This is a genomic window from Microbacterium sp. TW_SC_2 (assembly GCF_055361165.1).
Window position 1 is genome coordinate 3,121,274 of sequence record NZ_CM143952.1, and the last position, 17,816, is coordinate 3,139,089.

The 17,816-nt window shown below is 70.4% G+C and carries 22 protein-coding genes; 12 read left to right on the forward strand and 10 right to left on the reverse strand.

The window, feature by feature from the left end; genetic code table 11:
- The first annotated feature begins 51 nt into the window (after nucleotides 1–51).
- Entirely contained in the window at nucleotides 52–654 is a 603-nt protein-coding gene (locus ACWA14_RS15095; RefSeq protein ID WP_463795154.1) for a TetR/AcrR family transcriptional regulator, read from the forward strand.
- A gap of 40 nt (nucleotides 655–694) precedes the next feature.
- Entirely contained in the window at nucleotides 695–1,051 is a 357-nt protein-coding gene (locus ACWA14_RS15100) for a cupin domain-containing protein (RefSeq protein ID WP_463795156.1), read from the forward strand.
- 77 nt (nucleotides 1,052–1,128) lie between these two features.
- Here the strand turns inward: ACWA14_RS15100 and ACWA14_RS15105 are convergent, their stop codons facing one another.
- On the reverse strand, nucleotides 1,129–2,301 hold the full coding sequence (locus tag ACWA14_RS15105; RefSeq protein ID WP_463795158.1) for a DUF8173 domain-containing protein: 1,173 nt from the start codon (nucleotides 2,299–2,301) through the stop codon (nucleotides 1,129–1,131).
- Between the two features lie 175 nt (nucleotides 2,302–2,476).
- Here ACWA14_RS15105 and ACWA14_RS15110 point away from each other — a divergent pair, with 175 nt between their 5' ends.
- Complete coding sequence (locus ACWA14_RS15110) at nucleotides 2,477–2,680, forward strand: hypothetical protein (protein WP_463795160.1); 204 nt, start codon at nucleotides 2,477–2,479, stop codon at nucleotides 2,678–2,680.
- A gap of 22 nt (nucleotides 2,681–2,702) precedes the next feature.
- Here ACWA14_RS15110 and ACWA14_RS15115 read toward each other — a convergent pair whose 3' ends face one another.
- Nucleotides 2,703–3,542 (reverse strand): universal stress protein, encoded by an 840-nt coding sequence (locus tag ACWA14_RS15115; protein WP_463795162.1) that lies wholly within the window; start codon nucleotides 3,540–3,542, stop codon nucleotides 2,703–2,705.
- A 210-nt stretch (nucleotides 3,543–3,752) separates the two neighbouring features.
- Between ACWA14_RS15115 and ACWA14_RS15120 the strand changes: the two genes are divergently transcribed.
- Complete coding sequence (locus ACWA14_RS15120) at nucleotides 3,753–4,223, forward strand: GyrI-like domain-containing protein (RefSeq protein WP_463795164.1); 471 nt, start codon at nucleotides 3,753–3,755, stop codon at nucleotides 4,221–4,223.
- A 21-nt stretch (nucleotides 4,224–4,244) separates the two neighbouring features.
- On the opposite strand, the gene ACWA14_RS15125 is transcribed toward ACWA14_RS15120, so the two are convergent.
- On the reverse strand, nucleotides 4,245–4,691 hold the full coding sequence (locus tag ACWA14_RS15125) for an OsmC family protein (RefSeq protein ID WP_463795166.1): 447 nt from the start codon (nucleotides 4,689–4,691) through the stop codon (nucleotides 4,245–4,247).
- A 366-nt stretch (nucleotides 4,692–5,057) separates the two neighbouring features.
- Here ACWA14_RS15125 and ACWA14_RS15130 point away from each other — a divergent pair, with 366 nt between their 5' ends.
- From ACWA14_RS15130 to ACWA14_RS15140, 3 genes are read left to right on the forward strand one after another with little or no spacing between them, the layout of a single operon-like run.
- Nucleotides 5,058–5,654, forward strand: a complete 597-nt coding sequence (locus ACWA14_RS15130) for a TetR/AcrR family transcriptional regulator (protein WP_463795168.1) — start codon at nucleotides 5,058–5,060, stop codon at nucleotides 5,652–5,654.
- Nucleotides 5,651–6,802: a GDSL-type esterase/lipase family protein gene (locus ACWA14_RS15135; RefSeq protein WP_463795170.1), complete on the forward strand. Its 1,152-nt coding sequence runs from the start codon at nucleotides 5,651–5,653 to the stop codon at nucleotides 6,800–6,802. The genes ACWA14_RS15130 and ACWA14_RS15135 overlap by 4 nt, the downstream gene beginning before the upstream one ends.
- Before the next feature lie 58 nt (nucleotides 6,803–6,860).
- Nucleotides 6,861–7,553, forward strand: coding sequence for an SGNH/GDSL hydrolase family protein (locus ACWA14_RS15140; RefSeq protein WP_463795172.1), 693 nt, complete (start codon nucleotides 6,861–6,863; stop codon nucleotides 7,551–7,553).
- 28 nt (nucleotides 7,554–7,581) lie between these two features.
- Here ACWA14_RS15140 and ACWA14_RS15145 read toward each other — a convergent pair whose 3' ends face one another.
- From ACWA14_RS15145 to ACWA14_RS15155, 3 genes are all read right to left on the reverse strand, one after another.
- Nucleotides 7,582–7,809: a hypothetical protein gene (locus tag ACWA14_RS15145; protein ID WP_463795175.1), complete on the reverse strand. Its 228-nt coding sequence runs from the start codon at nucleotides 7,807–7,809 to the stop codon at nucleotides 7,582–7,584.
- Between the two features lie 75 nt (nucleotides 7,810–7,884).
- On the reverse strand, nucleotides 7,885–8,691 hold the full coding sequence (locus ACWA14_RS15150; RefSeq protein WP_463795177.1) for a Rossmann-fold NAD(P)-binding domain-containing protein: 807 nt from the start codon (nucleotides 8,689–8,691) through the stop codon (nucleotides 7,885–7,887).
- Nucleotides 8,692–8,750: 59 nt separating this feature from the next.
- Nucleotides 8,751–9,422, reverse strand: a complete 672-nt coding sequence (locus ACWA14_RS15155) for a GOLPH3/VPS74 family protein (protein ID WP_463795180.1) — start codon at nucleotides 9,420–9,422, stop codon at nucleotides 8,751–8,753.
- Between the two features lie 127 nt (nucleotides 9,423–9,549).
- On the opposite strand from ACWA14_RS15155, the gene ACWA14_RS15160 reads away from it, so the two are divergent.
- Both ACWA14_RS15160 and ACWA14_RS15165 read left to right on the forward strand, forming a co-directional pair.
- On the forward strand, nucleotides 9,550–10,959 hold the full coding sequence (locus ACWA14_RS15160; RefSeq protein WP_463795183.1) for an APC family permease: 1,410 nt from the start codon (nucleotides 9,550–9,552) through the stop codon (nucleotides 10,957–10,959).
- Between the two features lie 4 nt (nucleotides 10,960–10,963).
- Nucleotides 10,964–11,173: a multidrug transporter gene (locus ACWA14_RS15165; RefSeq protein WP_463795185.1), complete on the forward strand. Its 210-nt coding sequence runs from the start codon at nucleotides 10,964–10,966 to the stop codon at nucleotides 11,171–11,173.
- A gap of 6 nt (nucleotides 11,174–11,179) precedes the next feature.
- On the opposite strand, the gene ACWA14_RS15170 is transcribed toward ACWA14_RS15165, so the two are convergent.
- The 3 genes from ACWA14_RS15170 to ACWA14_RS15180 are packed head-to-tail and all read right to left on the reverse strand — an operon-like array spanning nucleotide 11,180 to nucleotide 14,059.
- Nucleotides 11,180–11,746, reverse strand: coding sequence for an isochorismatase family protein (locus tag ACWA14_RS15170; RefSeq protein ID WP_463795187.1), 567 nt, complete (start codon nucleotides 11,744–11,746; stop codon nucleotides 11,180–11,182).
- Nucleotides 11,746–12,762 (reverse strand): magnesium/cobalt transporter CorA, encoded by a 1,017-nt coding sequence (gene corA / locus ACWA14_RS15175; protein WP_463795190.1) that lies wholly within the window; start codon nucleotides 12,760–12,762, stop codon nucleotides 11,746–11,748. Before corA ends, ACWA14_RS15170 begins: the two co-directional genes overlap by 1 nt.
- A gap of 19 nt (nucleotides 12,763–12,781) precedes the next feature.
- Nucleotides 12,782–14,059: a serine hydrolase domain-containing protein gene (locus tag ACWA14_RS15180; RefSeq protein ID WP_463795191.1), complete on the reverse strand. Its 1,278-nt coding sequence runs from the start codon at nucleotides 14,057–14,059 to the stop codon at nucleotides 12,782–12,784.
- A gap of 81 nt (nucleotides 14,060–14,140) precedes the next feature.
- Between ACWA14_RS15180 and ACWA14_RS15185 the strand changes: the two genes are divergently transcribed.
- Both ACWA14_RS15185 and ACWA14_RS15190 read left to right on the forward strand, forming a co-directional pair.
- Nucleotides 14,141–14,455, forward strand: a complete 315-nt coding sequence (locus ACWA14_RS15185) for a DUF2470 domain-containing protein (protein ID WP_463795193.1) — start codon at nucleotides 14,141–14,143, stop codon at nucleotides 14,453–14,455.
- Nucleotides 14,456–14,542: 87 nt separating this feature from the next.
- Nucleotides 14,543–15,190 carry a biliverdin-producing heme oxygenase gene (locus ACWA14_RS15190; protein WP_463795195.1) on the forward strand — a complete coding sequence of 216 codons (648 nt, stop codon included), beginning with the start codon at nucleotides 14,543–14,545 and terminating at the stop codon, nucleotides 15,188–15,190.
- Between the two features lie 21 nt (nucleotides 15,191–15,211).
- On the opposite strand, the gene ACWA14_RS15195 is transcribed toward ACWA14_RS15190, so the two are convergent.
- Entirely contained in the window at nucleotides 15,212–16,621 is a 1,410-nt protein-coding gene (locus ACWA14_RS15195; protein ID WP_463795197.1) for an ATP-dependent DNA helicase, read from the reverse strand.
- A gap of 115 nt (nucleotides 16,622–16,736) precedes the next feature.
- Here ACWA14_RS15195 and ACWA14_RS15200 point away from each other — a divergent pair, with 115 nt between their 5' ends.
- Nucleotides 16,737–17,810 carry a hypothetical protein gene (locus ACWA14_RS15200; RefSeq protein WP_463795199.1) on the forward strand — a complete coding sequence of 358 codons (1,074 nt, stop codon included), beginning with the start codon at nucleotides 16,737–16,739 and terminating at the stop codon, nucleotides 17,808–17,810.
- Nucleotides 17,811–17,816: the final 6 nt, after the last annotated feature.

A 17,816-nucleotide genomic window follows, 5' to 3' on the forward strand; every position in this document is an offset into this window, starting at 1 on the left:
ATCTCGTGTCATCAGATTCATCTTACGACAGTTCGTGTCATCATTGGTTCCATGCCTCGTTGGTCGCCGGATGCTGCACTGCGGTTGGAAGCTGCCGCGATGACCCTGTTCGCGGACCAGGGATACGCGGGCACCACGGTTCCCCAGATCGCCGAGGCGGCGGGGCTCACCACACGGACGTTCTTCCGCCACTTCTCCGACAAGCGAGATGTGCTGTTCCTCCGAGATCGGGAGTTTCCCCAGGCGGTGAGCGAGTTCATGGCGTCCATCCCGCAGGAATACGACGGGACCGCCACCGTGCGCGCAGGCCTCGCGGCCGCATGCCGAGGCATCCAGGGCTGGCGAGAACAGATCGCGCGTCGGCGCAGCATCATTCACAGCGAACCGGCACTGCACGAGCGTGACCTTCTCCGCAGCCACCACCTCGCGCTCGCCATCGAACAGTCCCTGACCCGACGCGGTGTCGAACCTCGCCACGCGCACACGTCGGCGGCGCTCGCCGTGACCTGTTTCGACCTCGCGATGGACCGATGGCTGGAAGGGTCCTCCGACCTCTCCCTCGAGGATGCCCTGACGACGGTGTGGAACGACATACAGGTGTGCATCGACAGCTCGCGAAGCGACACCGGCGTGGCGCCACCGCCCGGGACCTAGGTCCCGGGCGCACCGGATGCCCGGGCATAGGGTGCGCCGCATGATCACCGACGATCCCACGCTGACGAACCCTGACCACTACCGCACGCTCTGGGAGAACGAGCACGTCCGCGTGCTCGAATACACCGATGCGCCGGGCGATCAGACCACGCCGCACGACCATCCGAACAGCGTCATGGTCACGCTCACCGGCTTCTCCCGTCGGCTGAGCGCCGGGGAGCGCACCTTCGACACGAAGCTCCCCGCCGGGCAGGCCGTGTGGATTCCGGCGCAGCGCCACGCGGGCGAGAACACCGGGACGACGCCGACGCACACGATCCTCGTCGAGCTCAAGGGCGAGGCGGCCGGCGCCCCCTCGCCGTCGACACTGGGCCCGGAGCATCCCGACCAGCCCTGAGCGCACCACTCCTACGCACCCTGCGCCGAGCACGCCGGTGGCGCCGACGATCATCGCCGGCGCCACCGTACTGTCCGTCACATCGGAGGTGTCGATGCAGGCTCCGCGACAGGTGCCGTCTCCGCGACGGGTGCCGCCGGCTCCGACCCCGTGTGCCGCTCGATCTTCCACGGCCGCTGCCGGTGGATCTCGAGGAGCTGAGCGCCGAGTCCGAAGAACACCATCGCGAGCCACACCACGATGTTGAGCCACGGAATCTGCAGCGCCGTGATCAGGATGAGCCCGCCGACCAGGGATTCGACCACCGGCCGGCCGTTGCCCCGGAAGAGCAGTCGCCCGAGGTAGTGAGCGACGTACGGGAAGGTCGCGAGGGTCATCACGAACCAGATCGTCCCGAGGGCGAGAGCGATCGGAGCCCCGACGATCGTGATGAGCAGCGTCAGCAGCACGAACGGCACGGCGACGGCGGCGACGAACCCGACCAGCAGCCCCTTCCACGGCGACGGCATCAGGTGATCCGTGACCCGTCGCAGCCAGCGCGGGACGAGCAGGGCCGTGAGCACCGTGACGATGCTGAGCGCGACCAGCGCGTACACGAGCCCGAGCAGCCATCCGACGATCACGCCCCACGGGGAGATCTCCATCCTCGGCTGCGGTGCGGACCGGATGCGATCGACCGTTCCGCTCACCGCTCCCTCGGAGATGCGGGCCTCGTTGTCGCTGACGTAGGTCACGTCACCGCCGACCGTGCCGTCGATGCGGAGGGTGCCGACGCTCACCACGAGATCGCGCCCCACGTCGCCTGCGATGTCCATGGTGCCGGAGCCGCCGACGAGATCGTCTCCGAAGGATGCCGTGTCGGCGACCGTGACGTCGGCGGCGAAGATCGTGCCGCTGCCGGAGACCTCACCGCCGATCGTGACCGACTGGCCGGCGAGCCGGATGCTGCCGTCGACGGTCCCGGTGACCGTGATGGTCTGGGCGGCGGCGATCACATCGCCCGTCACGTCCCCGCTGATGGTGATGCTTTGACCCGAGGCGTAGACGTCGCCGTCGATGGTTCCCGACACGTCGATCGAGACGCCGCTGTAGAACTGCGGCCCCTCCCGATCGTCCGTCGCCATCGGCGCGCTCGACGTCGTGGCGATCGGGTCCGGGGGCGCAGCGCTCGCGCCCACCCCCGCACCGAGGACGGCGATTCCCAGCGACAGCGCCACGGCGAATCGCCGGGCGGTGCGTGATGTGTTCATGGCATGACCTCTTCCTGGCGTGGTGGACCTGCGAGCAGTCTGCGTGGCAGCCCGAACCCGCTGTAGGGCCGGAGGTCCCGCGCCGTCTCGCCGAGACCACGGACGGAGGGACTTTCGGCCCGCGTACCGCGACGGATCGGAGTGATGCTCAGGCGCAGAGACCGGAGGGGGCATCATGGGCGACGAGCGCAGCAGCATCCGAGTGGTGGAGAAGGCGGGGCCGTGGGGCTTCTTCTTCCTCCTCGCCTACATCGGCGCCGCCATCTACTTCCTCTCGCGCTCCGACGGCGCCTTCGGCGCCTTGGTCCTCGGGCTCCTGCAGGCGGCCGTGTGGCCGGTCTACGTCACCTTCCACGTTCTCGAGGCCCTCGGCGTCTGACCGGATGCCGCGGCGTGCCGGATCAGCGGATGACCACGGTGGCCGTCGCCATGCGCGCGAGCACCTCGCGGCTCGTCGATCCGAGCAGGAAACGCGCGATCGCGCCTTTGCCGTTCGACCCGATGACGGCGAGGCGGGCCTCCGCGGCGAGCCGATTGATCGTCGTCTCCGGGCGACCGCGCTCGATCACCGGCGTCACGACCACGTCGGGGTAGTCGCGGCGGAGCCCGGCGAGCGAGATGGCGAGCGTCTCCTCCGACAGCTTCTGCATCGCGGAGAGGTACTCCTCGGGATAGGCGTGCATGTCGAAGGGCACCGGCACCGGCGACCAGGTGGTGACGGCCGTGAGCGGCTCGCCCAGACGGTCGGCCTCCGCGGCGGCGAACTCGACGGCGCGCTCCGAACTCGGCGAGTCGTCCACGCCGACCACGATGCCCCGGCGACCGGTGAGATCGATGTCCGGCACGACGGCGACCGGACAGTGCGCGCCGGCGACGATGCGGATGCCGTGCGGGCCACGGCGCGGCCCGTCGGAGGCTCCGCGATAGTCGCTCCCGATCACGAGCAGATCGAACACCATGGATGCGTCGATCAGTTTCCGCACGGGGTCGCCGCGGTCGATGCGGTTCTCCACCGGCACGCCGTACGCGCGGGCGCGCTCGGCCTCTCGATCGAGCAGCGCCTGGGTCCGGGCGACGGCGTCGTCGATGATCGCCCCTTCCCCCACGGTGCCGACGGCTCCGCCGACGACGGAGATCATCTCGATCCTGCTGCTGCGTTCCCGTGCACGATGGGATGCCCAGTCGACCGCCCTGTGCGATGCCGAGCTGTCGGTCACTCCGACGAGGATGCTCTCCTGCATGATCGTTGCCCTCTCACCTCGTCCCCACACTCCCACCGCCGGGGCGGGAAGGACAGGGCCCCAGCATCGCGCCGATCGCGCCCGGGCGGCAGAGGCCTAAGTCCCGCAGCGCCGTCGTTTTCGCAGCGCCCCCGTTTCTCAGCGCCGAGTAGCGAGCCGGAGGGACGTTCGCCCCTACACCCGGCGTGCCGCGCCCATCAAAGTGTCGTCATGACGAGCATCCAGATCACCGATTTCCGGGAGCAGCCGACCGCCGGGGTGCGGGAACGGGTGCCGATGACGGAGCTGACCGCGTTCTTCTCCCGCGCGTTCGCGGAGACGCTGGCGGCGATCCAGGCCCAGGGGCTGCATCCCGTCGGCCCGCCGTACGGCAAGTACTACGGGCCGCCGACCGAGACCGTGGACGTCGAGGCGGGGTACCCGGTGGCCGCGGCGTTCGCCCCGGCCGGACGCGTCGTGCCCGGCGTCCTCCCCGGCGGCAGGGGCGTCGCCGCCGTCCATGTCGGACCGTACGACAGCATGGAGAGCACGTACTCCGAGGTGGAGCACTACTTCACGACATCGGCCCTGACGCCGGGTGCGGTGATGTGGGAGAGCTACCTGACGGATCCGGAAGCCGAACCCGACCCGGCCCGGTGGCAGACGCAGATCTGCTGGCCCCTCGCCGTGGACGCGCACTGATGCCGTGGCGCACGGCGCCGCCTAGACGGGCGGCGTGGTGGTGACGGCCCCGTCGATCTCGCACGCGACCGCGAGCGTGTTGTAGACGGTGCCGAACCTGCGGAGGTTCTCGTGCAGCAGGCGCACGCGCCGCTCCGGCTCGTCCGTGACCAGGTGCAGTCGGTACTCGAGCCGGATGAACCGCGGTGGCAGGTCCTGCCGGTGCGCGGTGACATCGACATCGGCCTCCTGATAGCGGAAGGGCATGAGTTGGGCAGACCGCTCGACGTTCTTCAGCAGGCACGCCGCGAAGGCGGACGCCAGCAGCTCGGCCGGCCCGGGGAGCCCCGACGGCGCCTTCGCGGCCCAGCTCGCGTCGAAGGCGACCGTCTCGGTGCCGAGGTGCACCACCGCTCGGCCGCGCGCGTCGACGCGAGCACGCACCTCGTAGATGCGCGATGCGGGTGTCTCCACGGAGTCGATGACCATGCCGTCCAGCATGTCGCCGCGCACCCGCCCGGCGCAGGGCGAAGGTCCTGCGCCGTCGAGCGCCACGCCGCCGCGCACCGCGGGACCTAGGTCCCGCACCCCCCGAACAGGGGGCCCTACCGTCGGGGAATGCCCGAGAGCTGAGATGAGAGTGGCACGCGGATCGATCCCCGTCTGCGAATTCGGGCTCAGACCGCGATCTCCGCTGGATGCTCCCTCCTGGTGTTCGATCGCGCGGCATTTCGCCTGGGGGCGTAAGGAATGCCCTCCGTCGACCCGCTCAGCTCTCGGGTATCTCCCGGTGCCGAGGGGTCCAGATCGCCATTATGCGCATAGGTAATAACCTCATGGCATTAGGCTGGCGGCATGACGAAGACAGCGCTCACCCCGGCCGCGGTCGTCGAGCGCGCGGCCTCCCTCGCCGACGCCGACGGTCTCGCCGCCGTGACTCTCGCCGCCGTGGCACGGTCCCTCGGCGTGCAGACGCCGAGTCTCTACACGCACGTGCGCGACATCGCAGCGCTGCGCGACGGCGTCACGGTGGTCGCCCTCGACACGCTGTCCGACCTCATCACCGAAGCGATCGCCGGCCGCTCCGCCCGCGACGCCCTCGACGGCTTCGCGGCCGCGCATCGGACGATGGTGCAGGAGCACCCGGGCCTCTGGGAGGCCCTGCAGCGCACGGCGGGGCCGGATGCCGTGGCATCCCCGGCTGCGCGGCGCGTGGTGCGACTGACGGATGCCGTGCTTCTCGGCTACGACATCGCGGCCGCCGATCGCACGCACGCGATCCGCATCGTGGGCGGTGCCCTGAACGGCTTCCTGACACTCGAGCGTCTCGGCAACTTCGCCCACAGCGCGCCGCCCGCCGAGGACTCCTGGGGCGAACTCCTCGATTCCCTGCACTTCCTCCTGACCACCTGGAACACACGCGGGCAGGCCCGCGGAAGGACGACGACATGATCACCACCCCCGTCAGCCGCGAGCTCCTGCACGGCGTCCTCGAGGGGGAATCCGTGGATCGCGGGCTGCGACCCCACCGCCTGCCGCGGGCGGTGCGCGAGCGCGACGCCGATCCGCAGCTCACCCTCATGGAGGCGCAGCCCTCCGGCGCCCGCATCGCGCTGGTGACCGACGCCCGGCGGATCGAGCTCGATCTGCATGCCACGCGCGTGACCTATCGGGGCATGAAGCGTGCGCGGGGAGCCGTGGACGTCGTGATCGACGGCACGCTCGTCCACACCCATCCCCTGACCGAGGGCGACGCGATCGAGCTCGACCCCGCGACCGGGGCGCGCTCCCTCATCGCCGGCGCTCCCGATCGGGTCGTCGTCGACGGACTCCCCTCCGGCCGCACGACCGTGGAGTTCTGGCTTCCCCACAACGAGGCCGTCGACCTGGGGGAGATCCGCTCGGATGCCGCCATCGCCCCCGCACCGCAGGCCGGTCCTCTCTGGGTGCACCACGGCAGCTCCATCAGCCACGGCTCGAACGCGACGCATCCCACCGGCATCTGGCCGGTCGTCGCCGCCCGCCGCACCGGCGCTCGGCTGCACAACCTCGGCTTCGGAGGCAGCGCCCTCGTCGACCCCTTCCTCGCCCGGCTCATCCGCGACACCCCCGCCGACCTCATCAGCCTCAAGCTCGGCATCAACGTCGTCAACCTCGACGCCATGCGCCTGCGCAGCTTCATCCCCGCGATCCGCGGGTTCCTCGACACCATCCGCGACGGTCACCCCACGACGCCGCTCCTGCTGATCTCGCCGTTGTACTGCGGGATACACGAGGACACCCCCGGCCCCGGCGCCATCGACCCCGCCACGTTCGGCGCCGACGTCATGCAGTTCATCGCCACCGGGACTCCCGGTGACACCGCGCAGGGACGGCTGACCCTGCAGGTCATCCGCGACGCCCTGGCGCAGGTCGCCGAGTCCCGCCGCGACGACCCGCACCTGCACCACCTCGACGGGCGGGACCTCTACGGAGCGGCAGACGCGGAGACCTTCCCGCTGCCCGACGGACTGCATCCGAGCACCGAGGCCCATCGCCTCATCGGCGAGCGCTTCGCCGACCGCGTGTTCGGAGCCCGGGGGCCCTTCGCCCCCGCCTGATCGGGCCAGGTCCGGCCCCTCGCCCCATCCGTCCCGGGGCCGGCGCCGAACAGAAGACATGCGCCGTCTCCGATCACTCGCCTCCGTGGTCGTCCTCGCCCTGGGCCTCACGGCCTGCGCGCCTGCCGCCTCGCCGGCACCCGATGTCACTGCCGCGCCGACCGCCGACGGTCCCCTCGTCGGGTTCTACGGCGACTCGTACACACTCGGGACCGGGGCGAGCGACCCGTCCCTGCGCTGGTCGAGCGTCATCAGCGAGGACCGCGGCTGGAACGAGTTCAACCCGAGCGTCAACGGGCTCGGGTTCGTCAACCACCGTGCGGACTTCGGGGAGAACGACCTGCCCGCGCTCATCATCGAGCAAGAGCCGGAGATCGTCTTCGTCACGATGGGGCTGAACGACAACTTCAGCTTCGCGAGTCGCGCCGACCTCATCCAGGCGACCATCGGCGACGACCTGACCCGCCTGCGCGAGGCACTTCCCGAGGCCCGCATCATCGTGGTCGAGCCGTTCTGGTACACCGAGGAGCGGCCCGAGTCGGTCGACACGATCATCGGCTGGGTCGAGGAGGCCGCGGCCGACATCGACGCGGACTGGATCCCCGGGGCGAGCCGGTGGCTCGACGGCCACTACGCCGGCGCCGAGGAGAGCTGGATGGCGTCCGACGGCATCCACCCCTCCGACCGCGGATACGCGCACATGGCGGAGGAGATGGATGCCGCGCTGGCGCGGCTCGATCCTGCCCTGTGACCCGGCGGCAGCCGCGCGGGACTCCCGTCTACCTCGCTCCGGGGTCCGTGCCCGACGAGCGCGAGGACTCGAGCGCCGCCCCGATGCAGAGGCCGATCGCCACCCCGAACCCCGCGCCGATGGCGATGTTGTCGAACAGGATCATTCCCATGCCGGCCCCGATCGGCAGCCCGAGTGCGATGCCGATCGCGACCCCGTAGCCCGGCTTCTTCTCGGGTCCGTCTTCGGCGCCCGTTCCTTCTTCGGATCCGCTCATGGCACCGACGCTACGCCCGGGTAGGAGGACACGCATCCCCCGCGCGGGGGACATCTCGCGTCGGCGCAGAGAGAGTCAGCGGATCTCGGCGATCATCTCCGCGTAGCCCTCGGCGTAGGTCGGATACGTCAGTTCGCCGAGCACCGACCGCAGCAGCGTCCCGTCGAGCACGGTGCCGCTCTCCCCGGCCGACGCGTCGTCCGGGGGCACATCCAGCCCGAGTTCGCGGGCCACGAAGCGCACGACCTCGCCGAGCGGAGCGGGGGCGGCATCGACCGCGTGCACGAGCGCCGGAGGCTCCGGCATCCGCAGCAGCACGTCGATCGCGCGGACGAGATCGACCTCGTGGATCCGGTTCGTCCGTCGTCGATGATTCACGACGGCGTGCTCACGCACCTGGCGCAGCAGGAACTCGCGGCCGGGACCGTAGATGCCCGCGGGACGCACGATGACGGCGTCGAACAGCTCCTGCGCCGCGAGTTCGCCGTCGCGCAGGCCCTGCGAACGGTCGCTGCCCGGCACCGGCACATCGTCTTCCGTGAGGGGGCGGTCGAACGGTCCCGCCTCGAACACCCCGGTCGATGACACGAACACCGTGCGTGCCGGGAGAGACGGGAGCGCCGCGGCCACGTGCGCCAGCATCGTGCGGTATCCGGGGTCGCTCGGCGGCAGCGTCACCACCAGGGCGTCGACCGCCGGGAGCGGTTCGGCGAGGGGCAGGGCGAGATCGGCGCGGATGCCCACGACGCCCTCGGGCAGGTCGCTGTCGCTGCGGCGGAGCGCGAAGACCTCGCCGCCGTCCGCGCGCAGCAGCGGCGCCAGGCGTCGTGCGAGCTTTCCGGAGCCGACGAGGAGCGTGCGAGCGGGAGCAGGAGTGTTCACCGCTCCAACCTCTCACACCGGCAGGACATCGAGCGCCGGCTCCGGTCGACCACTCCCGGTCAGCTCATGGTCGTCGCGACCATCACGGGGGTCATCACCGCCATCATCACCACCATGATCGCCGCGTTCACGGCTCCGGAGACGGCGCCACCCGCAGCCGACCCGTCGGCGAGCGCCTCGATGCGGGCGCGGACCTGCGAGGCCTTCATCTCCCCGAGATCGTGACGCAGCAGCGGATATGCGGCGTTGAGTCCGTGCAGGATCGCCAGCAGCGCGAGATCGGCCTGGCTCGGTGCCGCCGTTCCCGCCAGCACCGCGGCGAGCCGGGCGCGCAGGAGCATCTCCGGCCCCGGATCGGACTCGGGCGTGCGCTCCGCGCCCCAGCCGAAGAACCCCCGCTCGCCCCGGGCGAGGATGCCCTGCCTGACGAGCGAGGCGACGACCTGGTCGAGCGGGTCGAACTTCGACGACACCACGAGCGAATCGAGATGCTTCCCGCTCGACGGCGCCAGGCGGACGAGCAGGTCGTCCAGCACCGGGTCTCCGGTGGGTTCCGTCGACACCACCTGCACCCGCGGCCGCTTCTCCTCCGTCAGCACCACCCGTCCGTGCAGGGTCAGATCGACGACAGCCGCCGCGATCTCGGCGTACAGGCGGTAGCCGCCCGCCGCCACCTCGGGGCGTCCGTCCGGTCGCAGCAGCAGGAGGTGAAGCTCTTCGACGATCAACATGGCCCCACGGTACGACGCCCCGTGCGGCGCGCACATCCACCGCACGACGGATCTCGCCACCCGCTGTCGCATCCCGCCCGCTGTCAACCCCGTCCCACCACGCCCCGTACGCCCCTACGGTGAGCGGATGACCACTGAGACCGCTGCCGCCGAGGGCGCCCCGACGCGCCTACGACGGGCCATCACCGGACCCCTGCTGTTCGCCTTCATCCTCGGAGACGTCCTGGGCGCGGGGATCTACGCGCTCATGGGCGTGCTGTCCGAGAAGGTCGGCGGGATGCTGTGGGCTCCGCTCCTGCTCGCCCTCGGCCTCGCGCTGCTGACCGCGGGCTCGTACGCCGAACTCGTGACCAAGTACCCCCGCGCCGGCGGGGCCGCGGTCTTCGCGGAGCGCGCGTTCCGCAGTCCGCTGGTGTCGTTCCTCGTCGGCTTCAGCATGCTGGCCGCCGGAGTGACCAGTGCGGCGGGCCTGGCGATCGCCTTCGCCGGCGACTACTTCCGCACCTTCCTCGACCTGCCGACCATCCCCGTCGCGATCGTCTTCCTCGCCGTGGTCGCCGCCCTCAACGCCCGCGGCATCCGCGAGTCCCTGGGCGCCAACCTGGTGATGACGGCGATCGAGCTGAGCGGACTCGTGATCGTGATCGCGGTCGTCGCGATCTTCGTCGGCGGCGGGGGCGGCGACGTCTCCCGCGTCACCGCCGCTCCGGAAGGGACCGGCGTGGCGGTCTCGGTGCTCGCCGGCGCCGTCATCGCCTACTACTCCTTCGTGGGATTCGAGACCTCGGCGAACATGATCGAAGAGGTCAAGGATCCGCGCCGCACGTATCCCCGTGCCCTCTTCGCCGCGCTGTTCACGGCGGGCGCCGTCTATCTGCTGGTGGGGCTGGCGAGTTCGATCGCCCTGCCCGCCTCCGAGCTGCAGGAATCCTCCGGGCCGCTGCTCGCGGTCGTCGAGGCCACCGGTGTCAGCGTCCCGTCCTGGCTGTTCAGCCTGATCGCCCTCATCGCCGTCGCCAACGGGGCGCTGCTGACCATGATCATGGTCAGCAGGCTCACCTACGGCATGGCCGAGCAGACCCTGCTGCCCGCCGTGCTCGGCCGTGTGCTGCCTCGGCGCAAGACCCCGTGGGTCGCGATCCTCACCACGACGCTCGTCGCGATGGGGCTGACCCTGGTCGGAGACCTCGCGACGCTCGCCGAGACCGTGGTGCTGCTGCTGCTGTTCGTGTTCCTCAGCGCCAACATCTCCGTGCTCGTGCTGCGGCGCGACCGCGTGGATCACGACCACTTCCGGGTGTGGACCTTCGTGCCCGTGCTCGGCATCGCGTCCTGCCTCCTGCTGCTCAGCCAGCAGCGCCCGATCGTGTGGCTGTTCGGCGCTGTCCTGCTCGCGATCGGCGCGGTGCTCTTCGCGCTCACCCGCTGGTCTCGGCGCCGCTCGGAGCGCGCCGATCACGACCCGCAGGACACGACCACCCCGCAGAACGAGACCACCCCGCAGGATGACGAGAGGACCGACCATGGGCACGCCTGACAGCATGAGCACGGACAACACCGCGGATGACGCGATGACGAGCGAGGAGAAGCGTCACGATCAGCTGACCTCGGCTCCCGATGCGACCGAGGCCGATGCGGCCCCGCGCATCGAGGTGTCGGAGCGAGACGGCGTCACGCGGATCGACATCGCCGATGACGCCGCCGTCCGCCCGGGCCCCGGCCCCGGGATGCCGGAGGCCGACGGGAAGTAGCCGCCCTCAGGCGGTCGACACCCGATCCTGCGTGCGGACGATCGTGGCGAAGCCGCGCGCCGACAGGATGCTCTCCGTCCGGCGCATGAGCTCCTCCCCCGACACGGCCGAGAGGTGCTCGGTCGCGGGGATCGCCGAGGTCGTGGTGGCGTCGGTGACGAACTCGACCTCGTAGCCCAGGTCGTTCGCGACCCGGGCCGTGGTCTCGCAGCACTGCTCGGTGCGGATGCCGCACACCACGACCCTGCGGATTCCCGCTGCGTCCAGCTGCCGCTGCAGATCGGTGGAGGTGAAGGCGTTCGCCGAGGTCTTCGTGACCGCGGGCTCGCCCGCCTGCGGCTCGAACTCCGACATCACCCGCACGAACCCGAGCGCCGGGTCGAACACCCCGCCGCTGCCGGGCTCGGCATGCGTGACCCACACGACCGGATCGCCGACGGCGCGTGCGTGATCGACGAGCAGCGCGACGTTGTCGAGCACGCGGGGATTCGCGGTGTCCGCCCACTCCCGCGCGCGCTGCCGGAACGACTCCTGCACGTCGATCACGAGCAGGGCGGTGGCGGTGCGCGCCATCACAGCCAGCCCTTGCGCTTGAAGGCCGCGTAGAGCCCCACGCCCATCGCCAGCATGAGCGCGATCGCCATCGGGTAGCCGAGCGTCCAATGCAGCTCGGGCATGTGATCGAAGTTCATGCCGTAGACGGTGCCGACCAGCGTGGGAGCGAACAGGATCGCCGCCCACCCCGAGATCTTCTTGACCTCGTCGTTCTGACGGATGCTGAGCTCTGTCATCCGGCGCATCTCATCGTTCTGGCGTCGCGCCACGATCGTCGACTCGACCGTGAGCGCGTTGTCGAGCACGGTGCGGAAGGTCGTCGCCCGGTCGGCGACCCGCAGCGTGTGGTCGAGCACGTCGCGCAGATAGCGCTGCAGTTCCTCATCGACCCGGTACTTCTCGGATCCGCGCAGCAGCGCCTCCAGCATCCCCGACAGCGGTTGCGTCGCGCGCTGGAAGTCGATCACCTCGCGGCCGAGCTCGTAGATGCGCTGCGTGGCGTCCACGTCCTGCACGAACAGCTGGCTCTCGATCTCGTCGATGTCGTTCTCGAGTCCGGCCAGCACCGGGGTGTACTCGTCGACGACCTCGTCGAGGATCGCGTACAGCACGGCTTCCGGTCCGCGCGCGAGCAGCGTCGGGTCGGACTCCAGTCGGTGTCGGACACGCGCCAGGTCCGGCGACTCCGCGTGGCGGATGGTCACCACGAAGTCGGGGCCGACCAGCACGTGCACCTCGCCGAACTCGACCTCTTCGCTCTCGTCGAGGTAGCGCGCCGGCCGCAGCACCATGAACAGCACCTCGCCGTAGCGCTCCAGCTTCGAGCGCTGGTGCCCCGAGAGGGCGTCCTCCACGACGAGCGCATGGATGCCGAACTCGTCGGCCACCTCGCGGATCTCCTGCGCGCTGGGCCGGTAGAGACCGATCCAGCTCATCCCGCCCCGGGAGCGCATCAGTTCGAAGGTCTCGCTGAGGCTCTGGGGGTTCTCGGTGCGCACGCCGTCGACGTAGATCGCGTTGTCGACGATCGTCATCGCGGCATCCTCGGCACGGTCACTCCACCGGCGCGACGCAGGTGATGGCGGCGTCCGTGATCGCCTGGTGGTACTGCTCGGCCGTGAACGGCAGCCCGAACTCGGGGGCCGTCTGCCCCTCGGCCGCCGGCGCCTTCGACGCGATCGCCGACAGCTCCCACGCCAGGTACTGTGCGAGGGCCGCGCCCTGGGTCGAGTCGTTGAGCACGACCGCGACCGTGAAGCCGGTGGCGGGGTCGGAGTACGCGGCGGTCGCATAGCCCGGCACCCAGCCGCCCTGGCCGATCATCGACCCGACGAGGATCGCCCCGCCGGTGGCCTGGTACCACGAGGGTGCTCCCGAGCTCATCGGAAGAGGAGACCCGAAGCGGTCAGGGGTGTCCTGCGTGCGGAGCACCTGCGCCGCCTCGGCCTGCACGTAGCGGCCGAGATCGGTGATGGTCGAGACGGCGCCGGAGTCGGTGAAGCCGACGCTCGACGACAGCGTCGTGATGTCGACCGGTGCGGCGCAGTTGTAGCCGCCCTCGACCGGGGTGAGGTAGTGCCCGTTCACGACGGGACCCGCAGCGGGCGGAGCGGCGGCGGCGCGCGGAAGCGAGGTGCCCGAGAGTCCGAGAGGCTCGGTGACGTATTCGGCGATCAGCTCGGATGCCGACATCCCCGATGCGCGCTCGAGCGCGAGCCCGAGCAGCAGGTACCCGGCATCGGAGTCTCGGTAGGTGGTGTGGGGGGCGACGCGGTCCCGGCCGAGTCCGTACCCGGCGAGCTCCAGCGGCGCCCAGACGCGCTCCGGGGTGTTCAACCAGGAGGACTTCAGGGTCGGCTCGGAAGCGCCCGCCCCGCTGGTCCCGTTGCAGAGGTCGAGCAGAGTGATGTCGACCATGTCGGCCACGCCCGAGACGTAGTCGGGCACGGGAGCGTCGAGCTCGACGGTCCCTTCGTCCGCGAGGGCGTACAGCACGTCGCACGTCATCAGTCGGGTCACGTCGGCGATGCGGAACGACATGTCCGTGTCGAGCGGCTCACCGCCCGGCCCCTGCGTGCCCACGCCGGTGACCCAGCTGCCGCTCCACGGAACCCAGACGCCGACGACGGCACCGCTGGCTCCGGACGAGACGAGCGCGTTGTCGACCGCTGCCTGCATCGCGGCGACCGTGTCGTCGGGCAGATCACCCTCGACCTGCGCGGGCGGCGTGTAGCTGAAGCTCTCCTCCGAGGTGCACCCGACGAGCACGAGACCGAGCACGACCGCACTGGCCGCGGCGGCGCGCCGGAGGCGCGACGAGAGAAGTGGCATGGAGAACCCCCGAGAGATGTCTCCCGAGTCTAGAACGCGGATCCTGAAAGTCCGCATTGACCCGACGCCTAGAGTGAGGATGTGCCCCACTCCTTCGATACCGACGTGGTCGGCGCCGTGCTGCGACACATGAACCACGACCACACCGACGACAACATCCTGATAGCCCGCGCCTTCGCGGAGCCGGCCGACGGTGAGATCACCGACGCGACGATGACGGGCTTCGACGGCGACGGCGGGCGGTGGGACGTCGTCCGCGCGGGAAGCACCTCCGAGCTGCGGGTGCCGTGGCCGGGCGGCCCCATCGATGATCGCCCCGCCGTGCGACGCGAGGTCGTGGCGCTCTACGACCTCGCCTGCGCGCGCCTGGGCGTCGAGCCGCGCCCGCACGCCTGACACGGGCGGTCGCGACGCGACGACAGCACGCGGCGTCCCCCGAATCCGGGGCTTCCCGCCGAGTTAGGTAACCCTTACACTGGGGTCATGACCGAGATCCTCTCCTTCTCTGCCGCGCTGCGCGAGCGATCGTCCGGATCGCACTCGCGCAGTGAGGGTGCCGGCTTCATGTCCGACCTCCTCAAGGGCGTGGGATCGCGCGAGGACTACATCTCGCTCGTCTCGCAGCACTACTTCATCTACGAGGCCCTGGAATCCGCGGGCGAGCGCATGCGGCAGGATGCCGTGGCCTCGGTCTTCCTCAGCGACAAGCTCACACGCCTCCCCGCGTTGGAGGCCGATCTGGCGTACCTGCTCGGCCCCGAATGGCGGTCGCGGATCAGTCCGCTCCCCACCACTCAGCGCTACGTGGAGCGCATCCGCCAGGTCGGTGCGACGTGGGCCGGCGGTTTCGTGGCGCACCACTACACCCGTTACCTCGGCGACCTCTCGGGCGGCATCTTCATCGGACGCGTGATGGCCCGTCGGTTCGGCTTCGAGACGAACGGCATCGGGTTCTACCTCTTCGACGACATCGCGGATCCCTCGGCGTTCAAGGACGTCTACCGCGAGCAGCTCGATGCCGCCCCGTGGGATGCCGCGGAACGGGAGCGCGTCATCGACGAGGTCCTCCTCGCCTACCGCTTCAACACCGAACTGTTCGAAGACCTCGACCGCGCCCGCGCCGCCGCCTGACCTCGACTCTCCCGCACGGGTTCAGCTCTTCGGCAGCTCCGGCGTGGACGCCGCGAGCCAGGCATCGCGCATGAAGCGGCGTACGTCCTCGTCCACCCGGATGTCGCGGGGGCGCAGCGCGCGCGACAGGTACAGCCCGTCGAGCGAGGTGAGGCGGCTCAGGGCGACGTAGGTCTGGCCCGGCGCGAAGGCTCCCGACCCCAGGTCGATGATCGCCCGCTCGTAGGTCTTGCCCTGCGACTTGTGGATCGTCACCGCCCAGGCGAGCCGCAGCGGGAACTGGGTGAACTCGGCGACCACGTCGCGGCTGAGCTTCTTCGTGCTCTGGTCGTAGGCGTAACGGAACCGCTCCCAGACGGCGGGCTCGACCTCCACCTCCTCGCCGTCGATGTCGACCCGCACCGAGCTCCCGAGGATGCGCACCACCGTGCCGATCGTCCCGTTCACCCACCGCGGAGGATCCCCCGTCATGGCGGTGTCGTTGCGCAGGAACATCACCTGGGCGCCGACCTTCAGCTTCAGCTCCGACTCCGCCGGCAGCGACGCCTCGCCGCGGCCGAAGTCGCCGCTGACCTCGGCGCGTGCCGTCTGCTCCTTGCCCGGCAGCGCGGCCAGGTGACGGCTGTTGATGCCGTTCACGATGTCGTTGCGGGTGGCGAGGGTGATCATCGGCACCTCGCCCGGTTCGGGATCGGGCGGCGTCCTGGCGCCCTGCGCGTTCAGGATTCCGGCGATCTCGGCGGTCACGCGGCCGTAGCGCACCGCGTTGAGCATGGCCTTGAACCCGTCATCCGACTGGCGGTGGATCTGCACCAGCTCGCGCACGTGCAGCTCGGCCCTGGTGTCCACCTCGAACAGCCCCTGCTGGTCGGAGGAGCCCGGCCCGTGCACACCCGACCCCATCGTGCCCCCGGCCCAGACCTTGGCGTCGAAGAACCAGAACGAGCGGTAGTGGTCCTGCACGTACCGGGCCTCGTCGCCCCGCGGCGGCACGGGAGCGAGCTGGTACGGATCGCCGAACATCACGATCTGCACGCCGCCGAAGGGCTCGCCCCGTCGCCCCCTGGCCTGCCGCAGCGAACGGTCGATGGCGTCCATCAGGTCGGCGTTCACCATCGAGATCTCATCGATCACGAGGGTCTCGATCGCGTTGAGGACGCGGCGGGTCGCATCGTTCTGGTCGATGTCCCCGTCGGCGATCAGCCCGATCGGCAAGCGGAACAGCGAATGGATCGTCTGCCCCTCCACGTTGAGGGCGGCGACGCCGGTGGGGGCGCAGATCGCGATCTGCTTCTTCGTGTGCCAGGCGAAGTGCCGCAGCAGCGTCGATTTGCCGGTGCCGGCGCGGCCGGTGATGAAGACGTGTTTCCCGGTGTCCTCGATGAGTCGGAAGAGCTCGTTCTGCTCATCGGACAGGGCGGGAGGGGACACGGAACTCTCACGGGGACGCGGGCGGACGCGGTAGCCCTCCCATGCTACGGCCCGCCGTCCGCCGCACCGTCGCGGCGCTCGGCGTCATCCCAGGACGCCCTCCTAGACTGACGCCATGCACACGCGGGAGACGACGAGGCCTCGGCGCTCCCGTCTCGGCGTCGATCTCACGCTGCTGGCCCTGGTCGGGGTGCTGCTGATCGCCGCCCTCGGCGCCGGCGGCATCGCGCTCTACCAACAGTTCTACGGGCCGTCGGCCTTCGTCGTGCGCTACCTCGAACTGCTGTCCGAGGGCCGTGCGGCCGACGCGCTCCGCGTTCCCGGCGTCGCGATCGACCGGGCGACCCTCTCCACGGCGGGGATCGACACCGCGGCATCCGAGGCGATGCTCCGTCGCTCCGCGCTCGCGCCCCTCACCGACGTGCACGTCGAGTCGGAGGAGCCCGCCGATGCGGGGACGGCCGTCACCGTCAGTTACAAGGCGGCGGGCCACGCCGGCACCACCACGTTCGTGATCGAGCGCGACGGGTGGCTCGGTGTCACCCCGAACTGGCGGTTCCAGACGAGTCCGCTGGCCGTGGTCGAGCTCACGGTGAGCGGCGCGGATCAGTTCGCGGTGAACGGCTTCGAGGTCGACCGCCGGCAGATCTCCCCCGACGGCGTCGATGCCGATGCCCTCGAATCACTGCCGCTGCTCGTCTTCACCCCCGGCCTGTATTCGGTGACCGTCGACACTCCGATCGCCGAATCGTCCGGTTCCGGCGTGCTCGCCGACACCCCCCTGGCCATCACCCCGCTCGACGTGCAGACCGAGCCGACCCCGGAGTTCGTCGCGGTGGTGCAGCAGCGCGTCGAGGAGTTCCTGGCGGAATGCGCCACCCAGGAGGTGCTCCAGCCGACGGCCTGCCCGTTCGGCCTGCAGGTGAGCAACCGGATCGCCTCGACCCCGGCCTGGTCGATCGCGGCGCAGCCGACCGTCACGGTCGCACCCGATGACACCGGGCACTGGCTGATCCCGACCGCGGATGCCGTGGCTCACCTCGAGGTCGAGATCCAGTCCCTGTTCGACGGCTCCATCCAGGACGTGTCCGAGGATGTCCCCTTCCAGGTCAACGGCACGATCGTGATCCTGCCCGACGGCTCGGCGTCGATCCGCGTCGGGTCGCCCGAGGAGCAGCCCGCGGGCTGAGGTCGC